Source organism: Paraburkholderia sp. MM5496-R1, assembly GCF_050436205.1.
GTDB lineage: Bacteria > Pseudomonadota > Gammaproteobacteria > Burkholderiales > Burkholderiaceae > Paraburkholderia > Paraburkholderia tuberum.
In genome coordinates this window covers 1,961,858-1,987,753 of sequence record NZ_JBNDLT010000003.1, presented here as the reverse complement: position 1 = coordinate 1,987,753, position 25,896 = coordinate 1,961,858, and the positions used below count along the sequence as shown (strand labels likewise).

At 62.9% G+C, this 25,896-nt stretch carries 16 protein-coding genes and 4 pseudogenes; 9 read left to right on the top strand and 11 right to left on the bottom strand.

The genetic code is table 11. The features are described from left to right. Positions 1 to 21 precede the first annotated feature (21 nt). From OKW38_RS35370 to OKW38_RS35360, 3 genes and pseudogenes are all read right to left on the bottom strand, one after another. Positions 22 to 6,426, bottom strand: a complete 6,405-nt coding sequence (locus tag OKW38_RS35370) for an Ig-like domain-containing protein (RefSeq protein ID WP_429365567.1) — start codon at positions 6,424 to 6,426, stop codon at positions 22 to 24. A 51-nt stretch (positions 6,427 to 6,477) separates the two neighbouring features. After that, positions 6,478 to 9,948, bottom strand: a pseudogene (locus OKW38_RS35365) (Ig-like domain-containing protein); the annotation flags it as partial. A 337-nt stretch (positions 9,949 to 10,285) separates the two neighbouring features. Further along, entirely contained in the window at positions 10,286 to 11,830 is a 1,545-nt protein-coding gene (locus OKW38_RS35360) for a TolC family protein (protein ID WP_429365216.1), read from the bottom strand. Between the two features lie 542 nt (positions 11,831 to 12,372). Here OKW38_RS35360 and OKW38_RS35355 point away from each other — a divergent pair. Together OKW38_RS35355 and OKW38_RS35350 are read left to right on the top strand one after the other, a co-directional pair. Further along, positions 12,373 to 12,504, top strand: a complete 132-nt coding sequence (locus OKW38_RS35355; RefSeq protein WP_279613333.1) for a hypothetical protein — start codon at positions 12,373 to 12,375, stop codon at positions 12,502 to 12,504. Positions 12,505 to 12,873: 369 nt separating this feature from the next. Then, positions 12,874 to 12,978 (top strand): BCCT family transporter, encoded by a 105-nt coding sequence (locus OKW38_RS35350; protein ID WP_429365566.1) that lies wholly within the window; start codon positions 12,874 to 12,876, stop codon positions 12,976 to 12,978. Here OKW38_RS35350 and OKW38_RS35345 read toward each other — a convergent pair. Further along, on the bottom strand, positions 12,936 to 13,121 hold the full coding sequence (locus OKW38_RS35345; RefSeq protein ID WP_429365215.1) for a hypothetical protein: 186 nt from the start codon (positions 13,119 to 13,121) through the stop codon (positions 12,936 to 12,938). The genes OKW38_RS35350 and OKW38_RS35345 overlap by 43 nt on opposite strands. Before the next feature lie 95 nt (positions 13,122 to 13,216). On the opposite strand from OKW38_RS35345, the pseudogene OKW38_RS35340 reads away from it, so the two are divergent. Next, positions 13,217 to 13,552, top strand: a pseudogene (locus tag OKW38_RS35340) (LysR substrate-binding domain-containing protein); the annotation flags it as partial. Here the strand turns inward: OKW38_RS35340 and OKW38_RS35335 are convergent. Then, positions 13,553 to 14,428 (bottom strand): aldo/keto reductase family oxidoreductase, encoded by an 876-nt coding sequence (locus OKW38_RS35335; RefSeq protein WP_429365214.1) that lies wholly within the window; start codon positions 14,426 to 14,428, stop codon positions 13,553 to 13,555. It lies immediately after the preceding pseudogene. 107 nt (positions 14,429 to 14,535) lie between these two features. Here OKW38_RS35335 and OKW38_RS35330 point away from each other — a divergent pair, with 107 nt between their 5' ends. Next, a complete protein-coding gene (locus OKW38_RS35330; protein ID WP_429365213.1) occupies positions 14,536 to 15,462 on the top strand; it encodes a LysR family transcriptional regulator in 927 nt (308 codons plus the stop codon). A gap of 39 nt (positions 15,463 to 15,501) precedes the next feature. Here OKW38_RS35330 and OKW38_RS35325 read toward each other — a convergent pair whose 3' ends face one another. Beyond that, complete coding sequence (locus OKW38_RS35325) at positions 15,502 to 16,065, bottom strand: response regulator (RefSeq protein WP_429365212.1); 564 nt, start codon at positions 16,063 to 16,065, stop codon at positions 15,502 to 15,504. Positions 16,066 to 16,078: 13 nt separating this feature from the next. On the opposite strand from OKW38_RS35325, the gene OKW38_RS35320 reads away from it, so the two are divergent. Continuing rightward, complete coding sequence (locus tag OKW38_RS35320; protein ID WP_184060689.1) at positions 16,079 to 17,299, top strand: sensor histidine kinase; 1,221 nt, start codon at positions 16,079 to 16,081, stop codon at positions 17,297 to 17,299. Between the two features lie 16 nt (positions 17,300 to 17,315). Here OKW38_RS35320 and OKW38_RS35315 read toward each other — a convergent pair. From OKW38_RS35315 to OKW38_RS35300, 4 genes and pseudogenes are all read right to left on the bottom strand, one after another. Continuing rightward, a pseudogene (locus tag OKW38_RS35315) lies at positions 17,316 to 17,860 on the bottom strand (SDR family NAD(P)-dependent oxidoreductase). A gap of 35 nt (positions 17,861 to 17,895) precedes the next feature. Continuing rightward, on the bottom strand, positions 17,896 to 21,036 hold the full coding sequence (locus OKW38_RS35310; RefSeq protein ID WP_429365211.1) for an efflux RND transporter permease subunit: 3,141 nt from the start codon (positions 21,034 to 21,036) through the stop codon (positions 17,896 to 17,898). Continuing rightward, positions 21,033 to 22,148 carry an efflux RND transporter periplasmic adaptor subunit gene (locus OKW38_RS35305; protein WP_429334156.1) on the bottom strand — a complete coding sequence of 372 codons (1,116 nt, stop codon included), beginning with the start codon at positions 22,146 to 22,148 and terminating at the stop codon, positions 21,033 to 21,035. Before OKW38_RS35305 ends, OKW38_RS35310 begins: the two co-directional genes overlap by 4 nt. An 83-nt stretch (positions 22,149 to 22,231) precedes the next feature. Further along, positions 22,232 to 22,849, bottom strand: coding sequence for a TetR/AcrR family transcriptional regulator (locus tag OKW38_RS35300; protein WP_429334157.1), 618 nt, complete (start codon positions 22,847 to 22,849; stop codon positions 22,232 to 22,234). Positions 22,850 to 22,925: 76 nt separating this feature from the next. On the opposite strand from OKW38_RS35300, the gene OKW38_RS35295 reads away from it, so the two are divergent. The 4 genes and pseudogenes from OKW38_RS35295 to OKW38_RS35280 all read left to right on the top strand — a co-directional run bounded on the left by OKW38_RS35295 (position 22,926) and on the right by OKW38_RS35280 (position 25,525). Continuing rightward, on the top strand, positions 22,926 to 24,386 hold the full coding sequence (locus tag OKW38_RS35295) for an efflux transporter outer membrane subunit (RefSeq protein WP_429365210.1): 1,461 nt from the start codon (positions 22,926 to 22,928) through the stop codon (positions 24,384 to 24,386). A 76-nt stretch (positions 24,387 to 24,462) separates the two neighbouring features. After that, positions 24,463 to 25,092, top strand: coding sequence for a TetR/AcrR family transcriptional regulator (locus OKW38_RS35290; protein WP_429365209.1), 630 nt, complete (start codon positions 24,463 to 24,465; stop codon positions 25,090 to 25,092). A 68-nt stretch (positions 25,093 to 25,160) separates the two neighbouring features. Continuing rightward, positions 25,161 to 25,365: pseudogene (locus OKW38_RS35285) on the top strand (transposase domain-containing protein); the annotation flags it as partial. A gap of 13 nt (positions 25,366 to 25,378) precedes the next feature. Further along, complete coding sequence (locus OKW38_RS35280; RefSeq protein ID WP_184060679.1) at positions 25,379 to 25,525, top strand: hypothetical protein; 147 nt, start codon at positions 25,379 to 25,381, stop codon at positions 25,523 to 25,525. Here OKW38_RS35280 and OKW38_RS35275 read toward each other — a convergent pair. Then, a complete protein-coding gene (locus OKW38_RS35275) occupies positions 25,517 to 25,759 on the bottom strand; it encodes a hypothetical protein (protein WP_429365593.1) in 243 nt (80 codons plus the stop codon). The genes OKW38_RS35280 and OKW38_RS35275 overlap by 9 nt on opposite strands. Positions 25,760 to 25,896: the final 137 nt, after the last annotated feature.

The window sequence follows — 25,896 nt, the reverse complement described above, 5'->3', positions numbered from 1 at the left end:
GCGTCGCGGACCATCCGGAGGTCAGTGGTTGTTCAGCACTGTCTCGACACCGTGCTGCACCAGCAGTTCGGCGTTCAGACCCGAGTGGTAGAAGACGTCATACTCGATGCCATCCACAGTCGCGTTGCCAGACTGTTGCGTCCAGTCGCCGATGTCCTCCCCGTCCGGCAACAGATCAGACAGCTCGACCTTGTCACCCGCATCGCCCTTGACCATCACTTGCGTGCGGCCATCAGCAATGAACAGGTCCTTGCCGCCCTGCTCGAGCACATCGCCCAGCGACAGCTTGAGCGTGTTGTCGCCCGTGCCCGTCAGATCGATGACCTCGACGGACAACGGCGTCTGCCCAATGCGAGTCAGATCCAGAATCTCGCCTTCGCCGTCATGTTCGACGTGTACCTGACCGTCGTCTTGCACGGCGAGGACCGATTCTGCCGGGACGACCGGATCGGCCTCGGCGGTTGCTTCCTGGCTGTCCTGTGTGTCGTGATCCGCTACAGGGTTCTGACCAGAAGTAATGTCCTGGTCCAAAACCGCGTCCTGATCAACGACCGCGTCATCAGCAACGTCTTCAACAGACATTACAACTGCATCAGCACTCTGCTCTTCCTCGGTTATTGATAGACCGGTAACTCCCCCCCCAAAAGTCTCAAGCGTAATAGCGATGTCATCCACGAAGAAGTAGTCCTTGCCACCGGCCTGAGTGCCGTTGGAGCCAGAAACTAACTGGAACCCCGTAAAGACCATTCCTTCCGGCATAGTGAACGTGACCGTATGTGCCGTTTTCGATCCGAAGGTCCCAGTCAAGATTATCTTACCGTCGGTGCCGATGAACCTGATCACATTGCCACTGGTGTCACTATCGCCCACAGTGAATGTAATGGAGCTTGCGGTGTAGCCATCTTCCAAACCGACATACACGGCTCCGCACACACCCAACGCGTTGCTAGTGGGCTTAGTAATTGGCCCAACAAACCCGGCGGGGGATATCCCCTGCCAATCGCTCGCCTGATTGATAGTGCTGATGTGCAATAAGCCGAGGGTAAGTCCCTTACCAAGGGAACCAACCGGAGCCCCACTAAAGTCCTCATAAATTACGGTGGGGGTATCTGCCCCCAACGAGAAACCGAACGGTTCGCTCGGCTCGCTCTGGTTGCCCGCCGCGCCCGTCGCCACCGCCGTCAGTTCATGCGGGCCATAGGCCAGCGGCTGCTCCGGCGTGAAACTCCAATTGCCATCGTCATCAGCCGTCGTCTGTCCCAGGACCTGGTCACCGTCATACACCGTCACCGTGCTGCCCGGCTCCGCCGAGCCCCAGATTTTCGGCTGCGTGTCGTCGCTCGTCCCGCCCGGGGAGATCACCCCCTTCAGCGGGCCCACGTCGTCGATCACCGCCCAGATCACCGGCCTGATCACCGGCGGGGTCGTGTCCACGATCACCACGTGCGACTCCGAAGGCCTGCTTTCGTTGCCCGCCTCGTCACGCTCCACCACCGTGAACTGGTGCTCGCCTTCGTCCAGCGGCGTATCAGGCGTGAAGCTCCAGTTGCCGTCCTCGTCGACCTCCGTCTCGCCAACCGGCGTGCCGTTGTCGATCACGATGATCGTGTCGCCCGGTTCGCCCTTGCCCACCAGCGTCGGCGTCGTGTCGTCCGTGCTCTCGCCATTGCCCACCGGACCCTGGATCGGACCTTCGTCGTCAATCACTTCGCCAATGACCGGCTGGTCCGGCGCAGTCGTGTCCACGATCACCACGTGCGGCTCCGACGGCCTGCTTTCGTTGCCCGCGGGATCGCGCTCCACCACCGTGAACTCATGCTCGCCTTCGTCCAGCGGCGTATCAGGCGTGAAGCTCCAGTTGCCCTCCTCGTCGACCGTCGTCTCGCCAATCGGCGTGCCGTTGTCGATCACGACGATCGTGTCGCCCGGTTCGCCCTTGCCCACCAGCGTCGGCGTCGTGTCGTCCGTGCTCTCACCATTGCCCACCGGACCCTGAACCGGACCTTCGTCGTCAATGACTTCGACAATCGACGGCTTGCCCGGCGGCGTCGTATCCACGATCACCGTCCGCGGGTCCGACGGCTCACTTTCGTTGCCCGCAGGATCGCGCTCCACCACCGTGAACTGATGCTCGCCCTCTTCCAGCGGCGTCTCAGGCGTGAAGCTCCAGTTGCCCTCCTCGTCGACCGTCGTCTCGCCAATCGGCGTGCCGTTGTCGATCACGACGATCGTGTCGCCCGGTTCGCCCTTGCCCACCAGCGTCGGCGTCGTGTCGTCCGTGCTCTCACCATTGCCCACCGGACCCTGGATCGGACCTTCGTCGTCAATCACTTCGCCAATGACCGGCTGGTCCGGCGCAGTCGTGTCCACGATCACCACGTGCGGCTCCGACGGCCTGCTTTCGTTGCCCGCGGGATCACGCTCCACCACCGTGAACTCGTGCTCGCCTTCTTCCAGCGGCGTATCAGGCGTGAAGCTCCAGTTGCCCTCCTCGTCGACCTCCGTCTCGCCAACCGGCGTGCCGTTGTCGATCACGACGATCGTGTCGCCCGGTTCACCCTTGCCCACCAGCGTCGGCGTCGTGTCGTCCGTGCTGCCGCCATTGTCCACAGGACCCTGAACCAGACCCACGTCGTCAATCACTTCGCCAATGACCGGCTGGTCCGGCGCAGTCGTGTCCACGATCACCACGTGCGGCTCCGACGGCCTGCTTTCGTTGCCCGCGGGATCGCGTTCCACCACCGTGAACTCGTGCTCGCCTTCGTCCAGCGGCGTATCAGGCGTGAAGCTCCAGTTGCCGTCCTCGTCGACCTGCGTCTCGCCAACCGGCGTGCCGTTGTCGATCACGATGATCGTGTCACCCGGTTCACCCTTGCCCACCAGCGTCGGCGTCGTGTCGTCCGTGCTCTCGCCATTGCCCACCGGTCCCTGGATCGGACCTTCGTCGTCAATCACTTCGCCAATGACCGGCTGGTCCGGCGCAGTCGTGTCCACGATCACCACGTGCGGCTCCGAGGGCCTGCTTTCGTTGCCCGCGGGATCACGCTCCACCACCGTGAACTCGTGCTCGCCTTCGTCCAGCGGCGTATCAGGCGTAAAGCTCCAGTTGCCGTCCTCGTCGACCTCCGTCTCGCCAACCGGCGTGCCGTTGTCGATCACGACGATCGTGTCGCCCGGTTCACCCTTGCCCACCAGCGTCGGCGTCGTGTCGTCCGTGCTGCCGCCATTGTCCACAGGACCCTGAACCAGACCCACGTCGTCAATCACTTCGCCAATGACTGGCTGGTCCGGCGCAGTCGTGTCCACGATCACCACGTGCGGCTCCGACGGCCTGCTTTCGTTGCCCGCGGGATCACGCTCCACCACCGTGAACTCGTGCTCGCCTTCGTCCAGCGGCGTATCAGGCGTGAAGCTCCAGTTGCCGTCCTCGTCGACCTGCGTCTCGCCAACCGGCGTGCCGTTGTCGATCACGATGATCGTGTCACCCGGTTCACCCTTGCCCACCAGCGTCGGCGTCGTGTCGTCCGTGCTCTCGCCATTGCCCACCGGTCCCTGGATCGGACCTTCGTCGTCAATCACTTCGCCAATGACCGGCTGGTCCGGCGCAGTCGTGTCCACGATCACCACGTGCGGCTCCGAGGGCCTGCTTTCGTTGCCCGCGGGATCACGCTCCACCACCGTGAACTCGTGCTCGCCTTCGTCCAGCGGCGTATCAGGCGTAAAGCTCCAGTTGCCGTCCTCGTCGACCTGCGTCTCGCCAACCGGCGTGCCGTTGTCGATCACGACGATCGTGTCGCCCGGTTCACCCTTGCCCACCAGCGTCGGCGTCGTGTCGTCCGTGCTGCCGCCATTGTCCACAGGACCCTGAACCAGACCCACGTCGTCAATCACTTCGCCAATGACTGGCTGGTCCGGCGCAGTCGTGTCCACGATCACCACGTGCGGCTCCGACGGCCTGCTTTCGTTGCCCGCGGGATCACGCTCCACCACCGTGAACTCGTGCTCGCCTTCGTCCAGCGGCGTATCAGGCGTAAAGCTCCAGTTGCCGTCCTCGTCGACCTGCGTCTCGCCAACCGGCGTGCCGTTGTCGATCACGACGATCGTGTCGCCCGGTTCACCCTTGCCCACCAGCGTCGGCGTCGTGTCGTCCGTGCTGCCGCCATTGTCCACAGGACCCTGAACCAGACCCACGTCGTCAATCACTTCGCCAATGACTGGCTGGTCCGGCGCAGTCGTGTCCACGATCACCACGTGCGGCTCCGACGGCCTGCTTTCGTTGCCCGCGGGATCACGCTCCACCACCGTGAACTCATGCTCGCCTTCGTCCAGCGGCGTATCAGGCGTGAAGCTCCAGTTGCCGTCCTCGTCGACCTGCGTCTCGCCAAGCGGCGTGCCGTTGTCGATCACGACGATCGTGTCGCCCGGTTCGCCCTTGCCCACCAGCGTCGGCGTCGTGTCGTCCGTGCTCTCGCCATTGCCCACCGGACCCTGGATCGGACCTTCGTCGTCAATCACTTCGCCAATGACCGGCTGGTCCGGCGCAGTCGTGTCCACGATCACCACGTGCGGCTCCGACGGCCTGCTTTCGTTGCCCGCGGGATCACGCTCCACCACCGTGAACTCGTGCTCGCCTTCGTCCAGCGGCGTATCAGGCGTGAAGCTCCAGTTGCCGTCCTCGTCGACCTGCGTCTCGCCAACCGGCGTGCCGTTGTCGATCACGACGATCGTGTCGCCCGGTTCGCCCTTGCCCACCAGCGTCGGCGTCGTGTCGTCCGTGCTCTCGCCATTGCCCACCGGACCCTGGATCGGACCTTCGTCGTCAATCACTTCGCCAATGACTGGCTGGTCCGGCGCAGTCGTGTCCACGATCACCACGTGCGGCTCCGACGGCCTGCTTTCGTTGCCCGCGGGATCGCGTTCCACCACCGTGAACTCGTGCTCGCCTTCGTCCAGCGGCGTATCAGGCGTGAAGCTCCAGTTGCCGTCCTCGTCGACCTGCGTCTCGCCAACCGGCGTGCCGTTGTCGATCACGATGATCGTGTCACCCGGTTCACCCTTGCCCACCAGCGTCGGCGTCGTGTCGTCCGTGCTCTCGCCATTGCCCACCGGACCCTGGATCGGACCTTCGTCGTCAATCACTTCGCCAATGACCGGCTGGTCCGGCGCAGTCGTGTCCACGATCACCACGTGCGGCTCCGACGGCCTGCTTTCGTTGCCCGCGGGATCGCGTTCCACCACCGTGAACTCATGCTCGCCTTCGTCCAGCGGCGTATCAGGCGTGAAGCTCCAGTTGCCGTCCTCGTCGACCTGCGTCTCGCCAACCGGCGTGCCGTTGTCGATCACGACGATCGTGTCGCCCGGTTCGCCCTTGCCCACCAGCGTCGGCGTCGTATCGTCCGTGCTCTCGCCATTGCCCACCGGACCCTGGATCGGACCTTCGTCGTCAATCACTTCGCCAATGACCGGCTGGTCCGGCGCAGTCGTGTCCACGATCACCACGTGCGGCTCCGACGGCCTGCTTTCGTTGCCCGCGGGATCACGCTCCACCACCGTGAACTCGTGCTCGCCTTCTTCCAGCGGCGTATCAGGCGTGAAGCTCCAGTTGCCGTCCTCGTCGACCTCCGTCTCGCCAATCGGCGTGCCGTTGTCGATTACGACGATCGTGTCGCCCGGTTCGCCCTTGCCCACCAGCGTCGGCGTCGTGTCGTCCGTGCTGCCGCCATTGTCCACAGGACCCTGAACCAGACCCACGTCGTCAATCACTTCGCCAATGACTGGCTGGTCCGGCGCAGTCGTGTCCACGATCACCACGTGCGGCTCCGACGGCCTGCTTTCGTTGCCCGCGGGATCACGCTCCACCACCGTGAACTCGTGCTCGCCTTCGTCCAGCGGCGTATCAGGCGTAAAGCTCCAGTTGCCGTCCTCGTCGACCTCCGTCTCGCCAACCGGCGTGCCGTTGTCGATCACGACGATCGTGTCGCCCGGTTCACCCTTGCCCACCAGCGTCGGCGTCGTGTCGTCCGTGCTACCGCCATTGTCCACAGGACCCTGAACCAGACCCACGTCGTCAATCACTTCGCCAATGACTGGCTGGTCCGGCGCAGTCGTGTCCACGATCACCACGTGCGGCTCCGACGGCCTGCTTTCGTTGCCCGCGGGATCACGCTCCACCACCGTGAACTCGTGCTCGCCTTCGTCCAGCGGCGTATCAGGCGTGAAGCTCCAGTTGCCGTCCTCGTCGACCTGCGTCTCGCCAACCGGCGTGCCGTTGTCGATCACGATGATCGTGTCACCCGGTTCACCCTTGCCCACCAGCGTCGGCGTCGTGTCGTCCGTGCTCTCGCCATTGCCCACCGGTCCCTGGATCGGACCTTCGTCGTCAATCACTTCGCCAATGACCGGCTGGTCCGGCGCAGTCGTGTCCACGATCACCACGTGCGGCTCCGAGGGCCTGCTTTCGTTGCCCGCGGGATCACGCTCCACCACCGTGAACTCGTGCTCGCCTTCGTCCAGCGGCGTATCAGGCGTAAAGCTCCAGTTGCCGTCCTCGTCGACCTCCGTCTCGCCAACCGGCGTGCCGTTGTCGATCACGACGATCGTGTCGCCCGGTTCACCCTTGCCCACCAGCGTCGGCGTCGTGTCGTCCGTGCTGCCGCCATTGTCCACAGGACCCTGAACCAGACCCACGTCGTCAATCACTTCGCCAATGACTGGCTGGTCCGGCGCAGTCGTGTCCACGATCACCACGTGCGGCTCCGACGGCCTGCTTTCGTTGCCCGCGGGATCACGCTCCACCACCGTGAACTCGTGCTCGCCTTCGTCCAGCGGCGTATCAGGCGTAAAGCTCCAGTTGCCGTCCTCGTCGACCTCCGTCTCGCCAACCGGCGTGCCGTTGTCGATCACGACGATCGTGTCGCCCGGTTCACCCTTGCCCACCAGCGTCGGCGTCGTGTCGTCCGTGCTGCCGCCATTGTCCACAGGACCCTGAACCAGACCCACGTCGTCAATCACTTCGCCAATGACTGGCTGGTCCGGCGCAGTCGTGTCCACGATCACCACGTGCGGCTCCGACGGCCTGCTTTCGTTGCCCGCGGGATCACGCTCCACCACCGTGAACTCGTGCTCGCCTTCGTCCAGCGGCGTATCAGGCGTGAAGCTCCAGTTGCCGTCCTCGTCGACCTGCGTCTCGCCAACCGGCGTGCCGTTGTCGATCACGATGATCGTGTCACCCGGTTCACCCTTGCCCACCAGCGTCGGCGTCGTGTCGTCCGTGCTCTCGCCATTGCCCACCGGTCCCTGGATCGGACCTTCGTCGTCAATCACTTCGCCAATGACCGGCTGGTCCGGCGCATCAACATCCGCATCTGCATCCGCGTCCGCATCCGCATCCGCATCCGCATCCGCATCCGCATCAGCATCAGCATCAGCGTCCGCATCCGCATCGGCATCGGCATCGGCATCGGCATCGGCATCGGCATCGGCATCCGCATCGGCATCGGCATCGGCATCGGCATCCGCATCCGCATCGGCATCCGCATCCGCGTCAGCGTCCGCATCGGCGTCAGCATCAGCATCCGCATCGGCGTCAGCGTCAGCATCCGCATCAGCATCCGCATCCGCATCCGCATCCGCATCGGCGTCAGCATCGGCATCGGCATCAGCGTCCGCATCGGCATCCGCGTCCGCGTCCGCATCGGCATCGGCATCGGCATCGGCATCGGCATCGGCATCGGCATCGGCATCGGCATCGGCATCGGCATCGGCATCGGCATCGGCATCAGCATCGGCATCGGCATCGGCATCGGCATCGGCATCGGCATCGGCATCCGCATCCGCATCCGCATCCGCATCCGCATCAGCATCCGCATCCGCGTCAGCATCCGCATCGGCGTCAGCATCGGCATCCGCATCGGCATCGGCATCGGCATCGGCATCGGCATCGGCATCGGCATCGGCATCGGCATCGGCATCGGCATCGGCATCCGCATCCGCATCCGCATCGGCGTCAGCATCCGCATCGGCATCGGCGTCAGCATCCGCATCCGCATCCGCATCCGCGTCAGCATCCGCATCGGCATCGGCATCGGCATCGGCATCGGCATCGGCATCGGCATCGGCATCGGCATCGGCATCGGCATCAGCGTCGGCATCAGCGTCGGCATCAGCGTCCGCATCGGCGTCAGCATCGGCATCGGCATCGGCATCGGCATCAGCGTCGGCATCAGCGTCAGCATCGGCATCGGCATCCGCATCCGCATCCGCATCCGCATCCGCATCCGCATCCGCATCCGCATCGGCATCCGCATCGGCATCCGCATCCGCATCCGCATCCGCATCGGCATCCGCATCCGCATCCGCATCGGCATCCGCATCCGCATCAGCATCAGCATCAGCATCCGCATCAGCATCAGCATCCGCATCAGCGTCCGCATCGGCGTCAGCATCGGCGTCAGCATCAGCGTCCGCATCGGCGTCAGCATCAGCATCCGCGTCCGCATCCGCATCGGCGTCAGCATCCGCATCAGCATCAGCATCAGCATCAGCATCAGCATCGGCATCGGCATCGGCATCGGCATCGGCATCGGCATCGGCGTCCGCATCCGCATCCGCATCCGCATCCGCATCCGCATCGGCGTCCGCATCGGCATCAGCATCCGCATCGGCATCAGCATCCGCATCGGCATCGGCATCGGCATCCGCATCGGCGTCCGCATCCGCATCGGCATCCGCATCGGCATCCGCGTCAGCATCGGCATCCGCATCCGCATCCGCGTCGGCATCCGCGTCGGCGTCAGCATCCGCGTCTGCATCGGCATCGGCGTCCGCATCCGCATCCGCATCCGCATCCGCGTCGGCGTCAGCATCGGCATCGGCATCGGCGTCCGCATCGGCATCGGCATCCGCGTCAGCATCGGCATCCGCATCCGCATCCGCGTCAGCATCCGCATCGGCGTCCGCATCGGCATCAGCGTCCGCATCCGCGTCGGCGTCAGCATCCGCATCCGCATCGGCGTCCGCATCGGCGTCCGCATCGGCGTCCGCATCCGCATCGGCGTCAGCATCCGCATCGGCGTCAGCATCCGCATCCGCATCCGCATCCGCATCCGCATCCGCATCCGCATCCGCATCGGCGTCCGCATCCGCATCCGCATCCGCATCCGCATCGGCGTCCGCATCCGCATCGGCGTCAGCATCCGCATCGGCATCTGCATCTGCGTCAGCATCAGCATCAGCATCGGCATCAGCATCCGCATCGGCATCCGCATCCGCGTCGGCGTCAGCGTCGGCATCAGCATCCGCATCCGCATCCGCATCCGCATCCGCATCCGCATCCGCATCAGCGTCCGCATCGGAATCAGCGTCCGCATCCGTATCGTCGTCAACTGCACCCGGCGGCGTCTGTTCATCCACTACAGCAGGAGCGCTGCCGCCATTACCACCACCGCTCGCGGCGGCAATCCCCGCACCCAGCGCGGCAAGCGCACCCAGGCCCAGGAGGCCGAAGCCCACCAGACCGACACCCGGCGCGGCGACGAGATTCGCGCCGAAACCGTTCAGTTGCGCCGCACCCAGAACCAGAGGCGAGTCCGCGCCATCCACAAGAAAAGCGGCCTCATGATCATCCTCGCCGTCCGCAGCGATATATTCGTGATACGACCCGTCTTCACCCAGGCCGACCAGCTCGCCTTCATTGCCGTAGAAGTCCTCAATGATCAGTTGCGGCTGGTCCAACTCCGCCCCTTCCAGGCTGACCAGAAGATTCTTGCCGGAGCGTCGCACGGTAATGTTTTCGGGGCCGTGGCCGGTCTTGCTCTCGGCCAGAATGAATTTGCCACCTTTGATGGCGCTTACACGAACGGGAGCGCCTTGCGCGGACCCGCGCAATTCAACAGTCTGCTTGATGGTGCTGCCGTCGACAACGGCCAGCTTCACTGAACTGGTACTCATGGTAGTGCCTCTTTAAGTGCGTATGCTGGTCCACCTGGCCAGCGTATAGATAGAAAATGGCGACATGGCAGTCGCAAGAATGCTGCTCTACCTCTATTCTTGATGGGTGAGCGATAAAACGAAATATGACGAGTTCGAATTTGGACGAGACAGAAACGAGACATTTCTCGGCACGGGAATCGCGAGCAGCGGTGCCTATGCACGATTGCGTAAGGGCTAAACAGGCAGTTGTCCGATGTTTCTCGTCTGTGCGCCAGACGCAAAAAGGGCCGCCATCCAGAAAGGAAGGCAGCCCATCGCGAAGCCCTGTATCCGGTGCGGCTCTGATCCGCAACACCTAACCGCCGGAGCGCCCGGTCTCCAGCCAGTCAACCAGCGAACCCGCGGATGCGTGCTCCCGCAGTACCGCCGCGTAGCCATCGAACCGGTTCGTCACTTCGCTCACGCTGTTGCCGTAGTGATCGTTCTCCGCAAGGAGCACATCGAGCAGGGTTCGTTTGCCCAGGTGGTACCACTGTTCGAAGAAGGCCTTGCGCACCTGATCGGTTTCAGCGGAGAGGCGTTTGTACTGCTCCGCACGGCTGAGCATGGTGTGCGCATCCTGATTTGCGGTGCGAATGCCATACTCGAGGTCACGCCGCTGCTGGTCGAGGCGCTGCCACGAAGCCTGTGCCCGGTGCCCTGCCGCAGCCGTCGCCGCCTGCGTCGAACCGCCGCGGAATGCGGCCCAGTTGAGCGTCAACATGGTTTGCCATGGCGCACGTTGTCCCGCGCCCGTGCCTCCGATTCCGGCATTCGCACTGACAACCCAATTCACCGACGGCAGGCCCGACGCTTTCACCACTTTGGCATTCAGGTCGGCCGCATTTGCCTCGGACTGAATCTGATGCAAGCTCGGATGAGCATTCACCAGCTCCAGGAGTTGCGGCAGATTGCCCGGTTGGAGCGGCCAGTCGCGCGCGTGCGGAATCGGCGGTACGCTTTCGCCCAGCAGCTTTTGCAACGCCAGTTCCGCATCACGTGCCTTCGCTTGCGCTGAATCGCGCGCAGCTTCAGCCTGCAGCAGACGCGCCTTGGCCTGCGTGAGTTCGCTGCCGCGACCACGGTCGACAGCCACAATTTCGCTGAGCATCTTCACGAGCGTGGTCATACGCTCAACAAATTGCTGGCTCACGTCAACGATCGTGCGCTGCTTGCCCAGTTCAACGAGCGTGCTCGTCACCTCGAACGCATTCTGATTGCGGGCCGCTACATAACTACTGAGCGCGGCATCCGAGAGTTGTTCACGACTTCCGATTGTGTTCTTTGTGCGCCCCCAGTCGTACACCGTTGTCGTGACGTTCGCCGTCACTACGTTCCCGTTGTTGGAGCCATTTCGATTACCGGGACCAAATTGCACACCCTGTGTCTGCGAACCGATGTCGACTTGCGGCCACCGCAAGCCCTTCGCTTCGTCGACGTCTGATTTCGCGGCTTCGTAGGCGGCATACGCCTGCCCGACTTCGGGACTGCGCTTCTCCGCTTCCTCGACGGCGCTCAGGAAGATACGGCGCAGCGTGGAGGAATCCACCGGAGGCCCTCCCTCGCTACCGGACGGTTGCGTTTCGAGCCACTGTGAGAACGTCACCGGAGGAGCATGGCTTCCCGGGGTCGACGGCTGTTTAATCTCGACCGGAGTCGATCTGCTTGCAGTTGCTGCATCGCTCGCCAGCGCCAGATCAGACTTCGTTTGAGCGACCGCAATGGCACTCGCCGGCAACGCGAGCACGACCAGCAGCGACGAAACCAGCCATGACAGGGGGCGGAGCCGCAAACCGGAGAGGCCGTCCCCGTTGGTGAGGGGCGCGGCAGCCTGTACGTCAGGAAAATCGTTTCGAGTCATGATCGTAACCGGTTAGATTGAAGTATGTGGTGCGACACCTGAACCGCAATCCAGACTCAGAAAACAATGAAGCAATGCTCGTCGTTTAAAGGATCGATTCGGCTAATTCGGGTGACCTTGGTGAACGAAACACGAGATTTCGTACTGGCTCCAATTGTCCGGATATCGGTGACCCCGCGAAATCAGACAGCCGCGACAACAGAGTGAGACTGGTACGAATTTTTCGTCCGCAGTCTTTCACAAGCACTGATTTCCGCGCGCGATTGTCTGACCAGATAGGGTTGCCCGTATCGACAGTGGCCAACCCATTGCTCGCCTATTTTCATCGAACCGTTGGTGCGAGAGCGGCGTGTTGAACAGGCGTGCGGCGAGGTGCGGATAGGGCACGTTCATGGCTGTGCCGAACAGTGAAGTTGTCACACGATTTCCTGCCGCAGTCGAAATTCCTGGTAGCAGCATCATTTCTGACTGGTTCGATAAAATGCAAAATGTTATTCCCGTACTATCTCATTTATGTTCTTGAGATTTGCACGGAGATAGCCATGAAGCCTTTCTCTCTGATTGAATTTTCGAACTCGCACAGCCATGCAAGCATCCCGAACCATGCCCACTTCCGTCTCGTTCCCGTGGGCATGCTGTCGGTGCTGCGAAATCTGTTTGGCGCGCGTCGCTGAAGATGTGCAACATATCTTCCCGGTTCACGCATTTCCGCCTGTCGGGGCGAGAAACTGTGAAGGAGAAGGGTAATGCCCAAGTGCCGACTGCTGCTTCATTAGCCACTTTGTCCGTCACCTTCAGGGCCTGAGGGCACGTAGTCTCGCTAAGGAATATCTTCACCACCGCAAATCGATCTTTGGTTTCGATCTGCTTGTGATTGTGATTTTGACAGAACCCACCACACTCCTTGTACGCGTGTTAGGCGAGAACGCCGGCAACTATCTGCCCGAATCTCGTCACTTTGTCGATGCGCAGCTATGCATATGAATCTCTGCGCGCCGATGACGGGATCAATGATCCGGACGATTCTCTACTGAAAGTGGCGGATTACGTGGCCGCCTTTAGCCGGCATTTTTATCGCGCGGACTTCGCGGGGTCATACGATCTGTCAATTCGTCGTCGGCGCGCTGCTTTTGCTAACCATCACCTGACATAGATGACGGTGTTCGAAGACAGCGCGATCAGGATCGATGCGCATGCTGCCGCCAGTGCGATCGCGCAATCCGCGAGGGTCTAAAGGTGTCGCGGCGATAACACTCATTGCCGCATCGGCTCTTGCCATAATCATGTTCATGTTGTCCTTCGGGCGGAGGCGCCGGCCGAAAGCCGACTACGCTCATAGCTCGCTACACATGGCCGACCACCAATGTGCAGACCTGTGACCACTGGCCCACCCTCGCGCAGTTCTGCAAGCTCGAACACGTGATCGTGTCGCCCGATGGCGGCAGCTTTTTCGGCGTCACCGACGAGACGCTCGCGAAGGTGGGTCTCGCGCGCAAGGTCGTGCTGTCGGTGCCGCACTTTCTGTTCATGCAGTCGGTGCTCGCGAGCACGGATCTCGTGGGGATGCTGCCCGCGCGTCTCGTGCGCGGCACGGACGCGCTGCGGATGGTCGAGCCGCCCGTCGAGGTGCCGGGCTACGAGATGGCGATGCTATGGCACGAGCGGGTGTATCGCGATCCCGCGCATCAATGGTTGCGGGAGTTCATCGCGGCATCGGTGTAATCAGCCCTTTTCAGCGCCGATCGCATTCAGTTGATCGAGCACCTCGTCGCTGAGCTTCAACTGCGCCGACTGCAGGTTTTCACGCAGATGAGTCACCGAAGACGTGCCCGGAATCAGCAGAATGTTAGGTGCCCGATGCAATAGCCAGGCAAGCGCGACCTGCATCGGCGTTGCCTCAAGCTTGCGCGCAAGCTCCGACAGCTCGGACGATTGAATCGGCGTGAAGCCACCCAGCGGGAAAAACGGCACGTAGGCGATGCCCTGCGCCGCGAGCGCATCGATCAACGCATCGTCGTCGCGATGCACGAGGTTGTAGTGGTTCTGCACGCACACGACCTTCGTGATGCGCTGAGCCTCGGCAATCTGCGCGGCCGTCACGTTGCTCAGGCCGACATGACGCACGAGCCCGCGCTGCTGCAGCTCGGCAAGCGCCGTGACCTGCTTTTCGATCGAGCCCTCGCTCGGCTCGTTCACGTTGCCCATCATGCGCATGTTGACCACGTCGAGCGCGTCGAGCCCGAGGTTGCGCAGATTGTCATGCACCGCGCGCTCGAGGTCGGCGGGCTCCTGCGCCGGCAGCCAGGCGCCGGCGCCGTCGCGCACCGCGCCCACCTTCGTCACGATCGTCAGATCGCGTGGATACGGGTGGAGCGCCTCGCGGATCAACTGATTGGTCACGTGCGGCCCGTAAAAATCGCTGGTATCGATGTGGTCGACGCCCGATGCGACCGCCTCACGCAGCACCGCGAGCGCCGCGTCGCGGTCTTTCGGCGGCCCGAACACGCCGGGGCCGGCCAGCTGCATCGCGCCATAGCCCATGCGCCGCACCGGGCGGCCGGCTAGTGCGAAAGTGTCGACGGAGCTGAAGTTCGGCATGACGATCTCCTTGTGAAGTGATGAGCGGCAGTATCGCCGGAATTGCGTTGTTGAATAAAGCGGTCTAACGTGTACGGGTTGTTCAAAATTCTGCACAATCAATCGTCATGGAACTGAATGATCTGGCCGCCTTCGTTTCCGTCGCCCGCGCCGGCGGCTTTCGCGACGCGGCGCGCGTGAGCGGCGTGTCGGCGTCGAGTCTGAGCGTCGCGGTGCGGCGCCTCGAAACGAAACTCGGGCTGCGGCTCCTGAACCGCACCACGCGCAGCGTCGCGCCGACCGAAGCCGGGCTGCGTCTGATCGAGAAGCTGACGCCGCTGTTCGGCGAAATGGAAGCGGCGCTCGACGTGCTGAACGGCTTTCGCGACAAGCCGACCGGCACATTGAAGCTCAACGTGCCGTCGAGCGTCGCGCGCATCGTGCTGCCCGACGTGCTTGCGCGCTTTCTGAAGCAGTACCCGGATATTCGCGTCGAAGTGGTGGTCGAGGATGGGTTCGTCGATGTGCTGTCGATCGGGTGCGATGCGGGCATTCGCTACGATGAACGCCTCGAGCAGGACATGATCGCGGTGCCGATCGGCGCGCGCGTGCAGCGCTTCGCGACCGCCGCGGCGCCCGCGTATCTCGACGCGCACGGCCGTCCGCAACATCCCGGCGAATTGCTCGCGCATGCCTGCCTGCGCGGGCAATTCGCCAGCGGCGCGATGCCGACCTGGTACTTCGAGCGCGGCGGCGAGCTGCTGCAATTGAATCCGACAGGACCGCTGCTGGTGCGGCCCGGCGCCGCGATCGACCTCGCGGTCAGCGGCGCGGTCGCGGGCCTCGGCATCATTCACCTGTTCGAAGACATGCTGCGCCCGCATCTGGACAGCGGCGTGCTCGAAGCGATTCTCGAACCGTGGTGGCAGTGCTTTTCAGGTCCTTTTCTTTACTATCCTGGCCATCGTCATGTGCCCGCGCCGCTGCGCGCGTTCGTCGATTTCCTGAAGGCCGCCTCAGCAAGTGTCCCGGACGATGACGTGGCACGGCGTTGATGTCATCACACGACGGTGAACGCGGCGACGCGTGCCATATCAGCATCGTGGCGCGCAGAGCTGCGCGATCGTGGTCAGAAAGAGATCCGCGCCGATCGGCTTCAGCAGACATGCGCTGCAGTAATGCGCATCGCTGTCCGAAGGCGGCACCGCATTATGGACCAGAATCGGTACGTTGACGGATAACGGCATCGATTTCAAACGGCGGCATAACTCCGCGCCGTCCATGACCGGCATCATCCAGTCCGTAACAATCAGGTCGGGAACGTGAGCGACGACACAAGCGAGTGCTTCGGCGCCATTGCTCGCGCAACTCACCTCATACCCTTCGCTCTCCAGAATCAACCGCCATGCGGCTAGAATTTCCGGTTCGTCGTCGACCAGCAATATCGAATACATCATGTTTTGCGGACAAAATTTGCCTTCTCGTCTGATCAGAGTCTCGCAAGAGGTGTTCCACGAACGGCAATTGCGCGGATAATGACGCGGGTTGCCGGCGCGCATCGGGTCGCGTGGCCGATCGGCCAGCGAAACAGGTTTGCGGTGCCCGCGCAAATCGAGGCGTTCGAACCGTTCGCGCGTTGTATGTTGTAGAAACTCCATTCCGGTATCCATCATGACCGACAGACGCGTGAGCCCGCTGCGCAACTTCGCCAACTTCATCCGCGCGGAACGGGGCGGCCTGACGCGGCAATGGATGCATGCCGTCTCCGCCGACGCCGATCTCGTCGAAGCGGACAAGCTCACTTATCGGCAACTGGCCGACCATCTGCCGGATATTCTCGACGAGCTGTGCCGGGCGCTCGATGCAGAAGATCTCGAGCGCGTCGAAACGTCGATCGAACGCGACGCGAAAAAGCACGGCAAGGTCCGTTGGCAGCAGGGCTACCGGATCGAAGAGCTGGTGCGCGAACTGGACCTGTTTCAGCAGGTGCTCTTCGAAGCGCTCGAAGAGTTCGTCGAACGCGACCGGACGTGCACGCGCCGTCACGAGAGCCGCGCGCGCCGCCTGATCGCCGAAGCATTCAGCGTGGTCAGGTATGAGTCGATCAAGGAAGTGGTCGCCGAACGCGATCGCAAGATCGACGAATACACGGGACGGCTCGAACGCGCGAATCACGAATTGACCCTCGAGCAACGGCTGGTCGGCGATCTATATGCATCGCGGATGCAGATTACGCGCAGCGTCGTGCACGATCTGCGCAATTTCCTCAACGCGTTTTCGGTCGCGCTGCAACTGATCGAGCGAGCGCCGTCGAAAGCCGATGCCGCATTGACGCTCGCGAACCGTCAGGCTGCCGACATGAAGCAACTGGTCGACCAGATGGTCGAGTACTCGGTCGTGCTCGGAGACTCCGCGCCGCTCGTGCTCGAAGACGTCGATTTGCGCGAACTCTTCGACGAACTCGTCGCGTCGACGCGACCGTCGATCGAGGCGAAAGGGCTTGCGTTGCGCAGCGCGTTCGACGCGGCGCTGCCGGTCGTCACGTCGAATCGGCTGAAGCTCAAGCAGATCGCGGTCAATCTGTTGACCAACGCGATCAAGTACACGAAGTCGGGGCAAGTCGAAATCCGGTTCGCGATGCATGGCGCCGAACACTGGGCGATTCGCGTCTCCGACACTGGCGTCGGCATTGCGCCCGCCGACGCGGAGCGCGTATTCGATGAGTTCGAGCGCGCGGCCTGCGACGAGATTCCGGGCACGGGGCTCGGGCTCGCCATTGTCAGGGAGCTATGCCGCGTGCTCGATGGGCAGATCGAGTTTGCGTCGCGCGAGGGCGTGGGGACCACGTTCGAGATCCGGTTTCCGCTGCGTCGAACCTTGGCCGCAATGTGATGCGTGGACGAGCGCTTCAACCAAGTCCGAATGTTTTCCTCAAGCTTGAATCGACGGGACCAGCGGGCATAAAGCGGCGTAACTTGCTCAGCAACGACGCCTGTCCGGCAGGCGTGCGACGCATCCGCCACGCGCCAAGCGCCAAGCGCCGCTTCGACAATAGTGTTTGCCACGCCCTCGGGCTCGGGGGCACCTTTGACACTGTTCACGACTGCGCTCATTGCAAGGGCACGCTCGCGGTCATAGTCGGCGATTTTCGAACCCGCCTGGGGCGCATTGATGTCGAGATTGGTCCTGGTAAAAGTCGGTTCGACCAGCGTTGCGCGTATGCCGAACTGGCGCACCTCATGATCCAGGGTTTCGGTCAGCCCTTCCACAGCGTGCTTGGACGCCGAATAGAGTCCCATTCTCGACAAGCTCGACTCCCGAGATAGGCGCCGCTTTTGCGATGCTGCGCACGGTGCCAAATACGCGGCACCCCCGCCTGGCAAACTTCTCGGCGGCGGCGCGTCCGATACCCGATGACACGCCGGTAACAACGACAACAGTGGAATTCGACATGAACAGCTCCCTTCAGGTGAATTGATGGTGTTTTTTTAACTGTCCGCGTCGAGCGCGTCCTGCAGCGTTTGCTCGGAAGACTGCACCTGCTCATGCCGATCTTTGCGCAAGCCGGCGATACGCTCGGGTCGAATCTTGAACCAGATCGAATACATCGCCGGCAGGAAGACCAGGGTCAGAATCGTCCCGGCGAACGTGCCGCCGATCAGCGTGTACGCGAGGGTTCCCCAGAACACCGAATGGGTCAGCGGGATGAAAGCGAGGATCGCCGCCATGGCCGTCAGGATCACCGGTCTGGCACGCTGCACGGTAGCTTCGACGACCGCATGGAACGGATCCAGCCCCGCCTGCTCGTTCTGGTGAATCTGTCCGATCAGGATCAGCGTGTTGCGCATCAGGATGCCCGATAGCGCGATGAGACCGACCAGCGCATTGATGCCGAACGGCTGCCTGAACAGGATCAACGTCGGCACCACCCCGATCAAGCCCAGCGGGCTGGTCAGGAACACCATCACCATTGCGGAGATCGAGCGCACCTGGAAGATGATGATGATGAGCGTAACCGCCAGCATGATCGGGAAGAGCGGCAACATGGCTTTCGTCGCTTTAGCCGATTCCTCGATGGAGCCCGCCTCTTCGATACGGTAGCCGGTCGGAAGCCTGGCGATGATGGGTTGGAGCTGCCTGGTGATCGCCGTCGATACGTCCGGCGGCTGGAGGTTGTCGGCAATGTCGCCCCGTACCGTGATCGTCGGCACGCGGTCGCGCCAGCGCATGATTGGTTCCTCCATGCGCACGTCGACCTTGCCCACCTGCGACAGCGGAATGCGTTGCCCGTTCGCGCCAGCCAGCGTGAAGTCGCCGAGCCGGGCCGGATCGAGACGAACGTCGCCGGCCGAACGCGCGATGACCTGCACGGTTCGAATATCCTCACGCACGGCGGTGACGGGCACGCCGGTTAGCAGGAATTGCAGTTGTTGCGCCACGGCGCTGGATGTCAGCCCCACCGCCTGCAGACGGTCCTGCTGCAACGTGAAGTGCAGCGTGGGCGTGCGCGTCCCCCAGTCAGCGTTGACCGTGCGCATCATCGGACTGGCGTCCATCACCTGCTCAACTTCTCCCGCAATACCGCGCAGCTTGTCCGGGTCCGGGCCAGAGATACGGTAGGCGACCGGGAACGGCGAATACGGCCCGAACACGAGTTGCGTGACCCGCACGCGCGCCTCGGAGGCGAGACCGTTGGCGACTGCCTGACGCAGTCGCTGCTTCAATGCGTCGCGCTCATCCTGGCTGTCCGTGCGCACCACGATCTTGGCAAACGACGGATCGGGCAGTTCCGGCCCCATCGCCAGGTAAAAGCGTGGCGCGCCTTGCCCGATGTATGCGGTGACGATCCTGGCTTCCTTCTGCTTCGCGAGCCACGCTTCGACCTTCGTCGTCGCGGCGCTGGTTTGCGAGATCGACGTGCCATAGGGCATCTGCACCTCGACCAGCACTTCGGGACGGTCGGAGATCGGGAAAAACTGTTTTTTGACCACGCCCATGCCGAGGATGGCCAGCACGAAGAGGCCCACGACCGAACCGGCGACCAGCCATTTGCGCGCGATGACGCGCGTGAGCAGCCGACGGAAGCGGTTGTAGCGCGGCGTGTCGTAGATCGCGTCGTGACCGCCTTCGACCTTTTTGAAGTCGGGCAGCATCTTCATACCCAGGTAGGGCGTGAAGACCACGGCGACGACCCACGAGGCGATCAGTGCGATGCCGACGATCCAGAACATGTTGCTGGTGTATTCCCCGGCCGTGGAGCGCGCGAAGCCATTGGGCATGAAGCCGACGGCGGTCACCAGCGTGCCCGCCAGCATCGGCGCGGCCGTATGGCTCCACGCGTAGGCGGAGGCGGCGATGCGGCCGTAGCCTTCCTCCATCTTTACCACCATCATTTCGATCGCGATGATCGCGTCGTCCACGAGCAGGCCGAGCGCGAGGATCAGCGATCCGAGCGTGATGCGATCGAAGTTCTTGCCGGTCGCGGCCATCACGACGAACACCACCGCGAGTGTCAGCGGTACGGCCGCGGCAACGACGAGGCCCACCCGCCAGCCCATGCTGACGAAACTCACCAGCATGACCACCAGCAGCGCGACGAAAAACTTGAGCATGAACTCGTCGACCGCCGAATGAATGTTGACGGCTTGATCGGTGACTTTGGTCAGGCTCATGCCTAGCGGCAGCCCGGCGTTGATTGCGCCGACCTCGCTGTCCAGTGCCTTGCCAAGATCGAGCCCGTTCCAGCCGTCGCGCATGACGATGCCCAGCAGCAGTGCCGGTTCGCCGTTGTTGCGGATCATGAACGTCGCCGGATCTTCATAACCACGCGTAACGGTGGCAATGTCCGTTAGCTTCAGCGTGCGGCCCTGCGCTACGACCGGCGTGTCGCGGATCTTCTGCAGGTTGTCAAAGGCGCCGTCCAGGCGAATGAACACCTCCGGACCTTTGGTCTCCACGGAGCCGGCCGGCGTCAGGGCGTTCTGACCGTTGAGCGCGGCGAACACGTCCTGGGGACTCACGCCCAGCGTTGCCAGCCGGTCATGTGAGAGCTCGACATAGATCCGCTCCGCCTGCTCGCCGATGATGTTGACCTTCTTCACGCCCGGCACGTGCAGCAGCCGTTGGCGCAGCGTCTCGGCATCGCGAACGAGCAGGCGCTGCGGTTCACCCTTCGCCTTCAACGCAAACAGCGCGAAGGTAACATCCGCGTATTCGTCGTTGACCATCGGTCCGATCACGCCGGATGGAAGATTGCCCGCCTCGTCGCTGATTTTTTTCCGGGCCTGGTAGAACTGTTCCTGCACTTCCGACGGCGGCGTGCTGTCGAGCAAGGTCAAGGTCGTGAAGGCCAGCCCAGGCCGTGTGTAGGTCTCGGTCCGGTCGTACCAGCGCAGCTCCTGCATGCGCTTTTCGATCTTCTCGGCGACCTGATCGTGCATTTCCTGCGCCGTGGCTCCCGGCCATGCGGTGATGATGGTCATCACCTTGACCGTGAACGCGGGGTCTTCCGCCCGGCCCAGCTTGAAGAACGAAACGAGCCCGGCCAGTGAAATCAGGCAGATCAGGAACAGGGTGATGGAGCGCTCGCGCACGGCGAGCGCCGACAGGTTGAAACGGCCTTCGCTCACGGACGGGCTCCCTCGGCCGTCATGGCGACGGCTTGACTTGTCACCCGGACCTGCTCGCCTTCGCGCAGCAGCTGCGCGCCGAGCGCGACGATCCGGTCGCCTTGCCGGATCTCACCGGCGACGCGAGCACTATCGTCGTCCAGATGTTCGACAGTAACCGGCCGCCAGGCAACCTTTGCCGGCTCGCCGTTGATGACCCACACCCCCGGTCCCTTGCCCGCGTCAAACAGCGCGCCGATCGGCACCTGCAAACCGCCTTGCGCCGCGGAACGCGCGTCCGGAATCTGGACCGTGACGGTGGCGCCCAGTGGGGCGTCGGCCAGTTCTCCCTGCAGCACATACCGCGCTTCAAAGGTCCGGGTACGAGGATCCGCCGTATCCGAAAGCTGGCGCAGCGTCGCCGGCACGCTAACACCGCCGTTGCCGAACAGCGTGGCTTGGGCGACCGAACCGATTGCGGGGCGCAGGGTTTCGGGTAGCTGGATGACAGCCTCGCGGCGCCCGGCGTGCGCCAGGCGCACCACGGGCTGGCCGGCGCTGACGACCTGGCCCGGTTCGGCCAGCGTTTCCATCACGACGCCATCGCCGTCCGCCAACAGTTCGGCATAACCCGTCGCGTTGCGCGCAACGTCGGCGTCAGCCTCGGCCGCGCTGAGCTGGGCCTTGGCGGCATCGGCCGCCGCCTTGATCTGGTCGTAGGCCGATGCCGATATCGCGCCGGTGCCGCGCAGGTCGCGGTAGCGCTCTTCGTCCTGCGCGGTCTGCTGCGCCCGTGCTCGCGCGGCGGTGACTGCGTCCTGCCGGGCCTGCGCGGCAAGCCTCAGATCGATGGGGTCGAGGCGCATCAGCAGCTGGCCGCGTTTGACGGTTTGCCCGGCATCCACCAGCCGCTCGAGCACCTTGCCGGAGACGCGAAATCCCAGGTCGCTCTGCACACGCGCGGCAACGGTTCCGGTAAACGAACGGGAGGCGGGGATCGCCGCCCGAGCGATGGCGGTGCGCACCAGGGGCGCTTCGGTGCGCGGATCGGACGGTGCTTTTGCGCCGCAGGCGGCTAGCGCAAGTGCCAGTGCACAGACGACTGTAGAGGTAGCAAGGCGACGCCGGAGCATGAAAGACCCATTGACGGAGTGATCGGGGCTTTCATTATGGTTCTTGTGACCAAATTAGTCAATGGTCACAACCGAGATTTCCATCAAGGCGACAGACTGCGGAGCACGAGACCGGACAGTTGTGCAGGCGCGACCTTGGTGTAATCGAAGCTGTACTGCAGAAGCATTGGGTTGAGGTAGGGGCGCAACACCAGATAGATCGCCATCGCAGTCTCATCGAGGGGGGTTTTGCGCTCGAAGTCCCCGCTTTGCCGACCCTCCTGGAGGACGTCCCGAAGCAACTTCTGGACGCGCTCTTCATACGCAAGCACCGCCTGCCAGTTCTCCGTGGCCGCCGATGCGGCAATCTCATAAAGTTTGCGGTCCTGGAAAAACAGACGGAGGCTCGCTTCCGTGAAGACGTTGAACATCCGCCGCAGCTTCTCCGGTGGCAGATCGGTCTGTGCGACGGCCGACCTGACCTCGGTTTCGATCTCGTGCAGGCAGTTCGCGCAAATCCTCTCGCCAATGGCCTGCTTGGACTCGAAGAACTTGTAGATGTAGGCCTTGGAAAACCCGATCGCCTTGGCGAGGTCTGAGACCGTCGTTTTCTCGTAGCCATACCGGCTGAAGTGCTCGGTGGCGGCGACAACGATCTGGTCCCGTACCTCGTGGTCAGCGGGGCCGCGCGCCGGGATGGGGGAACTGGTGGCTTTTTTCATGGGAGTAGCATACAGGAATGGACAACCAGTGACCATTTGGTATTATAGTCACAACCGGAATCTTGCGAAGACGCTCATGCTACCCAAACCCATCCTTGCCGCGGTTATTGCCGCCAGTCTCTCGGCTGGCTGCGCCGTAGGCCCCGATTATGTCCGGCCCAATGTAGCCATGCCCGAGCAGTTCCAGGGCCAGGCCGCGGTGGATCACCGGCACGCGGCGGCCAGTGCCGACCTTGTCACGTGGTGGACGGGTTTCGATGATCCGCAACTGACACGATTCGTCACGCTCGCACTGGATCAGAACCTGGACCTCGCGCAGGCCGCCGCTCGCGTCTCGCAGGCGCGCGCGGGACTTGGCGCGGCGAATGCCGCGCTGCTGCCGTCCGGCACTGTCAGCGGGCAGGCGGCGCGAGTCTACCAGTCGGTCGAAACCCCCTTGGGGCGAGTCCTGAATTCGACGCCCGGTTTCGATCGCTACGGCAATGATTACGAGGCTAATTTCAACGCGAGCTGGGAACTGGATGTGTTTGGTGGCCTGCGTCGCGGGCGGGAAGCCGCACTTGCCGAATACCAGGCTTCGGAAGCCGGTGCGGTGGCCACGCGCCTGGCAGTGGCGGCGCAGACTGGCGATATTTACATCACGATTCGTGGATTGCAGGCCCGTCTGAAGGTTGCCCGGCGGCAGGTGCAGACGCAGCAGGATCTGCTTTCGACCATCAACCTCCTGTATAGCAAAGGATTGGCGGCCGACCTTCAGGTGAGCCAGGCCGAAGGTGCGCTGTCCCAGGTTCAGGCATCCGTCCCGGTACTCGAGGCGGGTCTGGATGCAGCGATGAACGCGCTGGATGTAATGCTGGGTTCACAGCCCGGTACGCATCGAGCCGAACTGGTCGAAGCTGGTGACATCCCGGTCGCTCCGCGGATCGCGGACACAGGATCGCCGGGAGAGTTGCTCAGGCGCCGGCCCGACCTGATCGTGGCCGAGCGTCGCCTCGCCGCATCGAACGCGCGCATTGGCGTGGCCATCGCCGAGTATTACCCCAAGGTGTCGCTCAGTGGACTGCTCGGCAGCGCCACCTCGGTGGCCAGCGGCAACCTGTTCAGTACCGGCGCCAATCAGGCCGCTGGCGTGCTTGGGCTGCGCTGGCGTCTGTTCGATTTCGGCCGCATCAATGCGCAGATCGAGCAGGCCAAGGGGCAGCAGGCGGAAATGCTGGCCGCGTATCGGCTCGCCGCGCTTCATGCAACCGAAGACGTCGAGAACTCATTCTCGGCACTCGTGAAGCGCGAGCAAGAGGCCGCGGTGCTCGCCCAGGGAGTGGATTCGCTCGGTCGCGCTCGAACGGCCTCGTTCGCGGCCTATCAAAAAGGCGTCGTCAGCCTGATCGAAGTCTTGCAGGCCGACGACAACCTGCTACGCGCCTCGGACGAGCGGGTGCAGGCGCAAACGGAATCCGCACGCGCAGCCGTTGCTGCCTTCAAGGCGCTCGGTGGCGGATGGCAACCTCGCGAATCCGAAACGGTCGCCATCAAATAGCAACCCTACGCACCCAACGATTTGCGAGGAGCGTGGATTTTGGCCATCGTTCTTTGCCATATGAGCGCTTTGCCGCATGCCACACAAACGAATGACGCGAGCAGAAAGCCGCGAGCGAACCCGGCGGCGTTTGCTCGACGCAGCAGCGTCGAGCATCGCCGAAAAAGGGTTTGCTGCGACTAGCGTAAAGGATATCGCAGCCCAGGCCGGCTATACCCGCGGCGCGTTTTACTCGAACTTCAGCAGCAAGAGCGATCTATTCGTCGAACTGCTCCGTCTCGATCACCAGAACATGCAAGAAAACTTGCAGAAGCTGCGAGACGCCGCACCGTCCAGCGAAAACCTGCACGTGCAGCTCACCTTGTTGTACGCGCAGTGCTATCGCGACGACAACAACTACATCATCCGGGCTGAGGCACGTTTGCATGCCATGCGTGACGCGGAATTTCGACAACATGTGAATGCCTTATGCCTGCAAAAGCGCGACATGATCGCGTACTTCATTGAGCAGTTATGCAAGCGCCTCAACATACAGTTGCCGGGCCCTTTCGCCGACCACGCGCTCGCCGTTATCGCATTGGTCGACGGCATCCTCTACTTCAACATGACGATGCCCAATGATCTGTCGAACGCTTCGGCCGAAGCGATTTTGAGCAACGTTTTGACAAAGATGTTCTGCAATGCACCGGTCCTGACTGAAACATAGTTTGATCTTGCGCCTCCTCCGCAAATACCCGGTCAAGCGATTCAATCCATTAGTTGGTATCAGCCACACACCTGTCAATCAGCGAGGTCGTCGATGAACTGGACCTTGCGTTACCTGTGGCCGATGTGTCGTTTGTGAGTAAGAGTGCCATCACCCAGGCGCGGCAGCGTCGGCGTGGCGCCACTGGCGTGGCTGTTTCACGAATCAGCCAGAAACTGGGTTGCGCAGAATCAGGACCGATACCTCTTCAAGGGATTCTCGCTGTTCGCGATGGGGCTATCGCCGCATGCGTCTCGACACGCTGCCGACGATGCAAGCGGCGCTCGGCCTCTACGCATCGCTGGGATTCGAGCCCATCGACGCCTACGTGTTCAATCCGATCCCCGGCGCGATTTTTCTGGAACGCGATCTGACGCGGCCGCGTTCAATGTAATGGCGGTGCAGGCCGGACGCGGCCTTCAGGTATGCACTCGCTCATTGCCCCGTTCTGCTGGCTCAAGCCACGCACGACCACCTCGGACGATTTGCCGTCACGCCGCGCGAGTTCGGCCAGATCGAGCAACGCGGCGTAGCGCGCGGAACAGTCTCTCGCCGCGCCGGCGTCGGGGTTCGCGCGAAGGTCGTCGTTGGCGTCGCTGGCGTCGCTGACTGCGTTGATCGCCAGCAACGTCGCCACGACGATCGTCGCGAGCGCGACCGTTTTGCGGAGCGCGCCCCGCGCAGCCCTTTGCGCTCGCGAGTGACGCTCCGCCTCAGCAGATGGTGGACACGAGCCCGCCATTTCGCACATCGCGTCGCACCGCG

What these genes read in the sequence shown, in the direction of transcription:
- OKW38_RS35360 (WP_429365216.1), bottom strand. Translation starts at nt 11,830, where the DNA reads ATGACTCGAAACGATTTTCCTGACGTACAGGCTGCCGCGCCCCTCACC.
- OKW38_RS35355 (WP_279613333.1), top strand. Translation starts at nt 12,373, where the DNA reads ATGAAGCCTTTCTCTCTGATTGAATTTTCGAACTCGCACAGCCATGCA.
- OKW38_RS35345 (WP_429365215.1), bottom strand. Translation starts at nt 13,121, where the DNA reads ATGAACATGATTATGGCAAGAGCCGATGCGGCAATGAGTGTTATCGCC.
- OKW38_RS35335 (WP_429365214.1), bottom strand. Translation starts at nt 14,428, where the DNA reads ATGCCGAACTTCAGCTCCGTCGACACTTTCGCACTAGCCGGCCGCCCG.
- OKW38_RS35330 (WP_429365213.1), top strand. Translation starts at nt 14,536, where the DNA reads ATGGAACTGAATGATCTGGCCGCCTTCGTTTCCGTCGCCCGCGCCGGC.
- OKW38_RS35325 (WP_429365212.1), bottom strand. Translation starts at nt 16,065, where the DNA reads ATGGAGTTTCTACAACATACAACGCGCGAACGGTTCGAACGCCTCGAT.
- OKW38_RS35320 (WP_184060689.1), top strand. Translation starts at nt 16,079, where the DNA reads ATGACCGACAGACGCGTGAGCCCGCTGCGCAACTTCGCCAACTTCATC.
- OKW38_RS35305 (WP_429334156.1), bottom strand. Translation starts at nt 22,148, where the DNA reads ATGCTCCGGCGTCGCCTTGCTACCTCTACAGTCGTCTGTGCACTGGCA.
- OKW38_RS35300 (WP_429334157.1), bottom strand. Translation starts at nt 22,849, where the DNA reads ATGAAAAAAGCCACCAGTTCCCCCATCCCGGCGCGCGGCCCCGCTGAC.
- OKW38_RS35295 (WP_429365210.1), top strand. Translation starts at nt 22,926, where the DNA reads ATGCTACCCAAACCCATCCTTGCCGCGGTTATTGCCGCCAGTCTCTCG.
- OKW38_RS35290 (WP_429365209.1), top strand. Translation starts at nt 24,463, where the DNA reads ATGCCACACAAACGAATGACGCGAGCAGAAAGCCGCGAGCGAACCCGG.
- OKW38_RS35280 (WP_184060679.1), top strand. Translation starts at nt 25,379, where the DNA reads ATGCGTCTCGACACGCTGCCGACGATGCAAGCGGCGCTCGGCCTCTAC.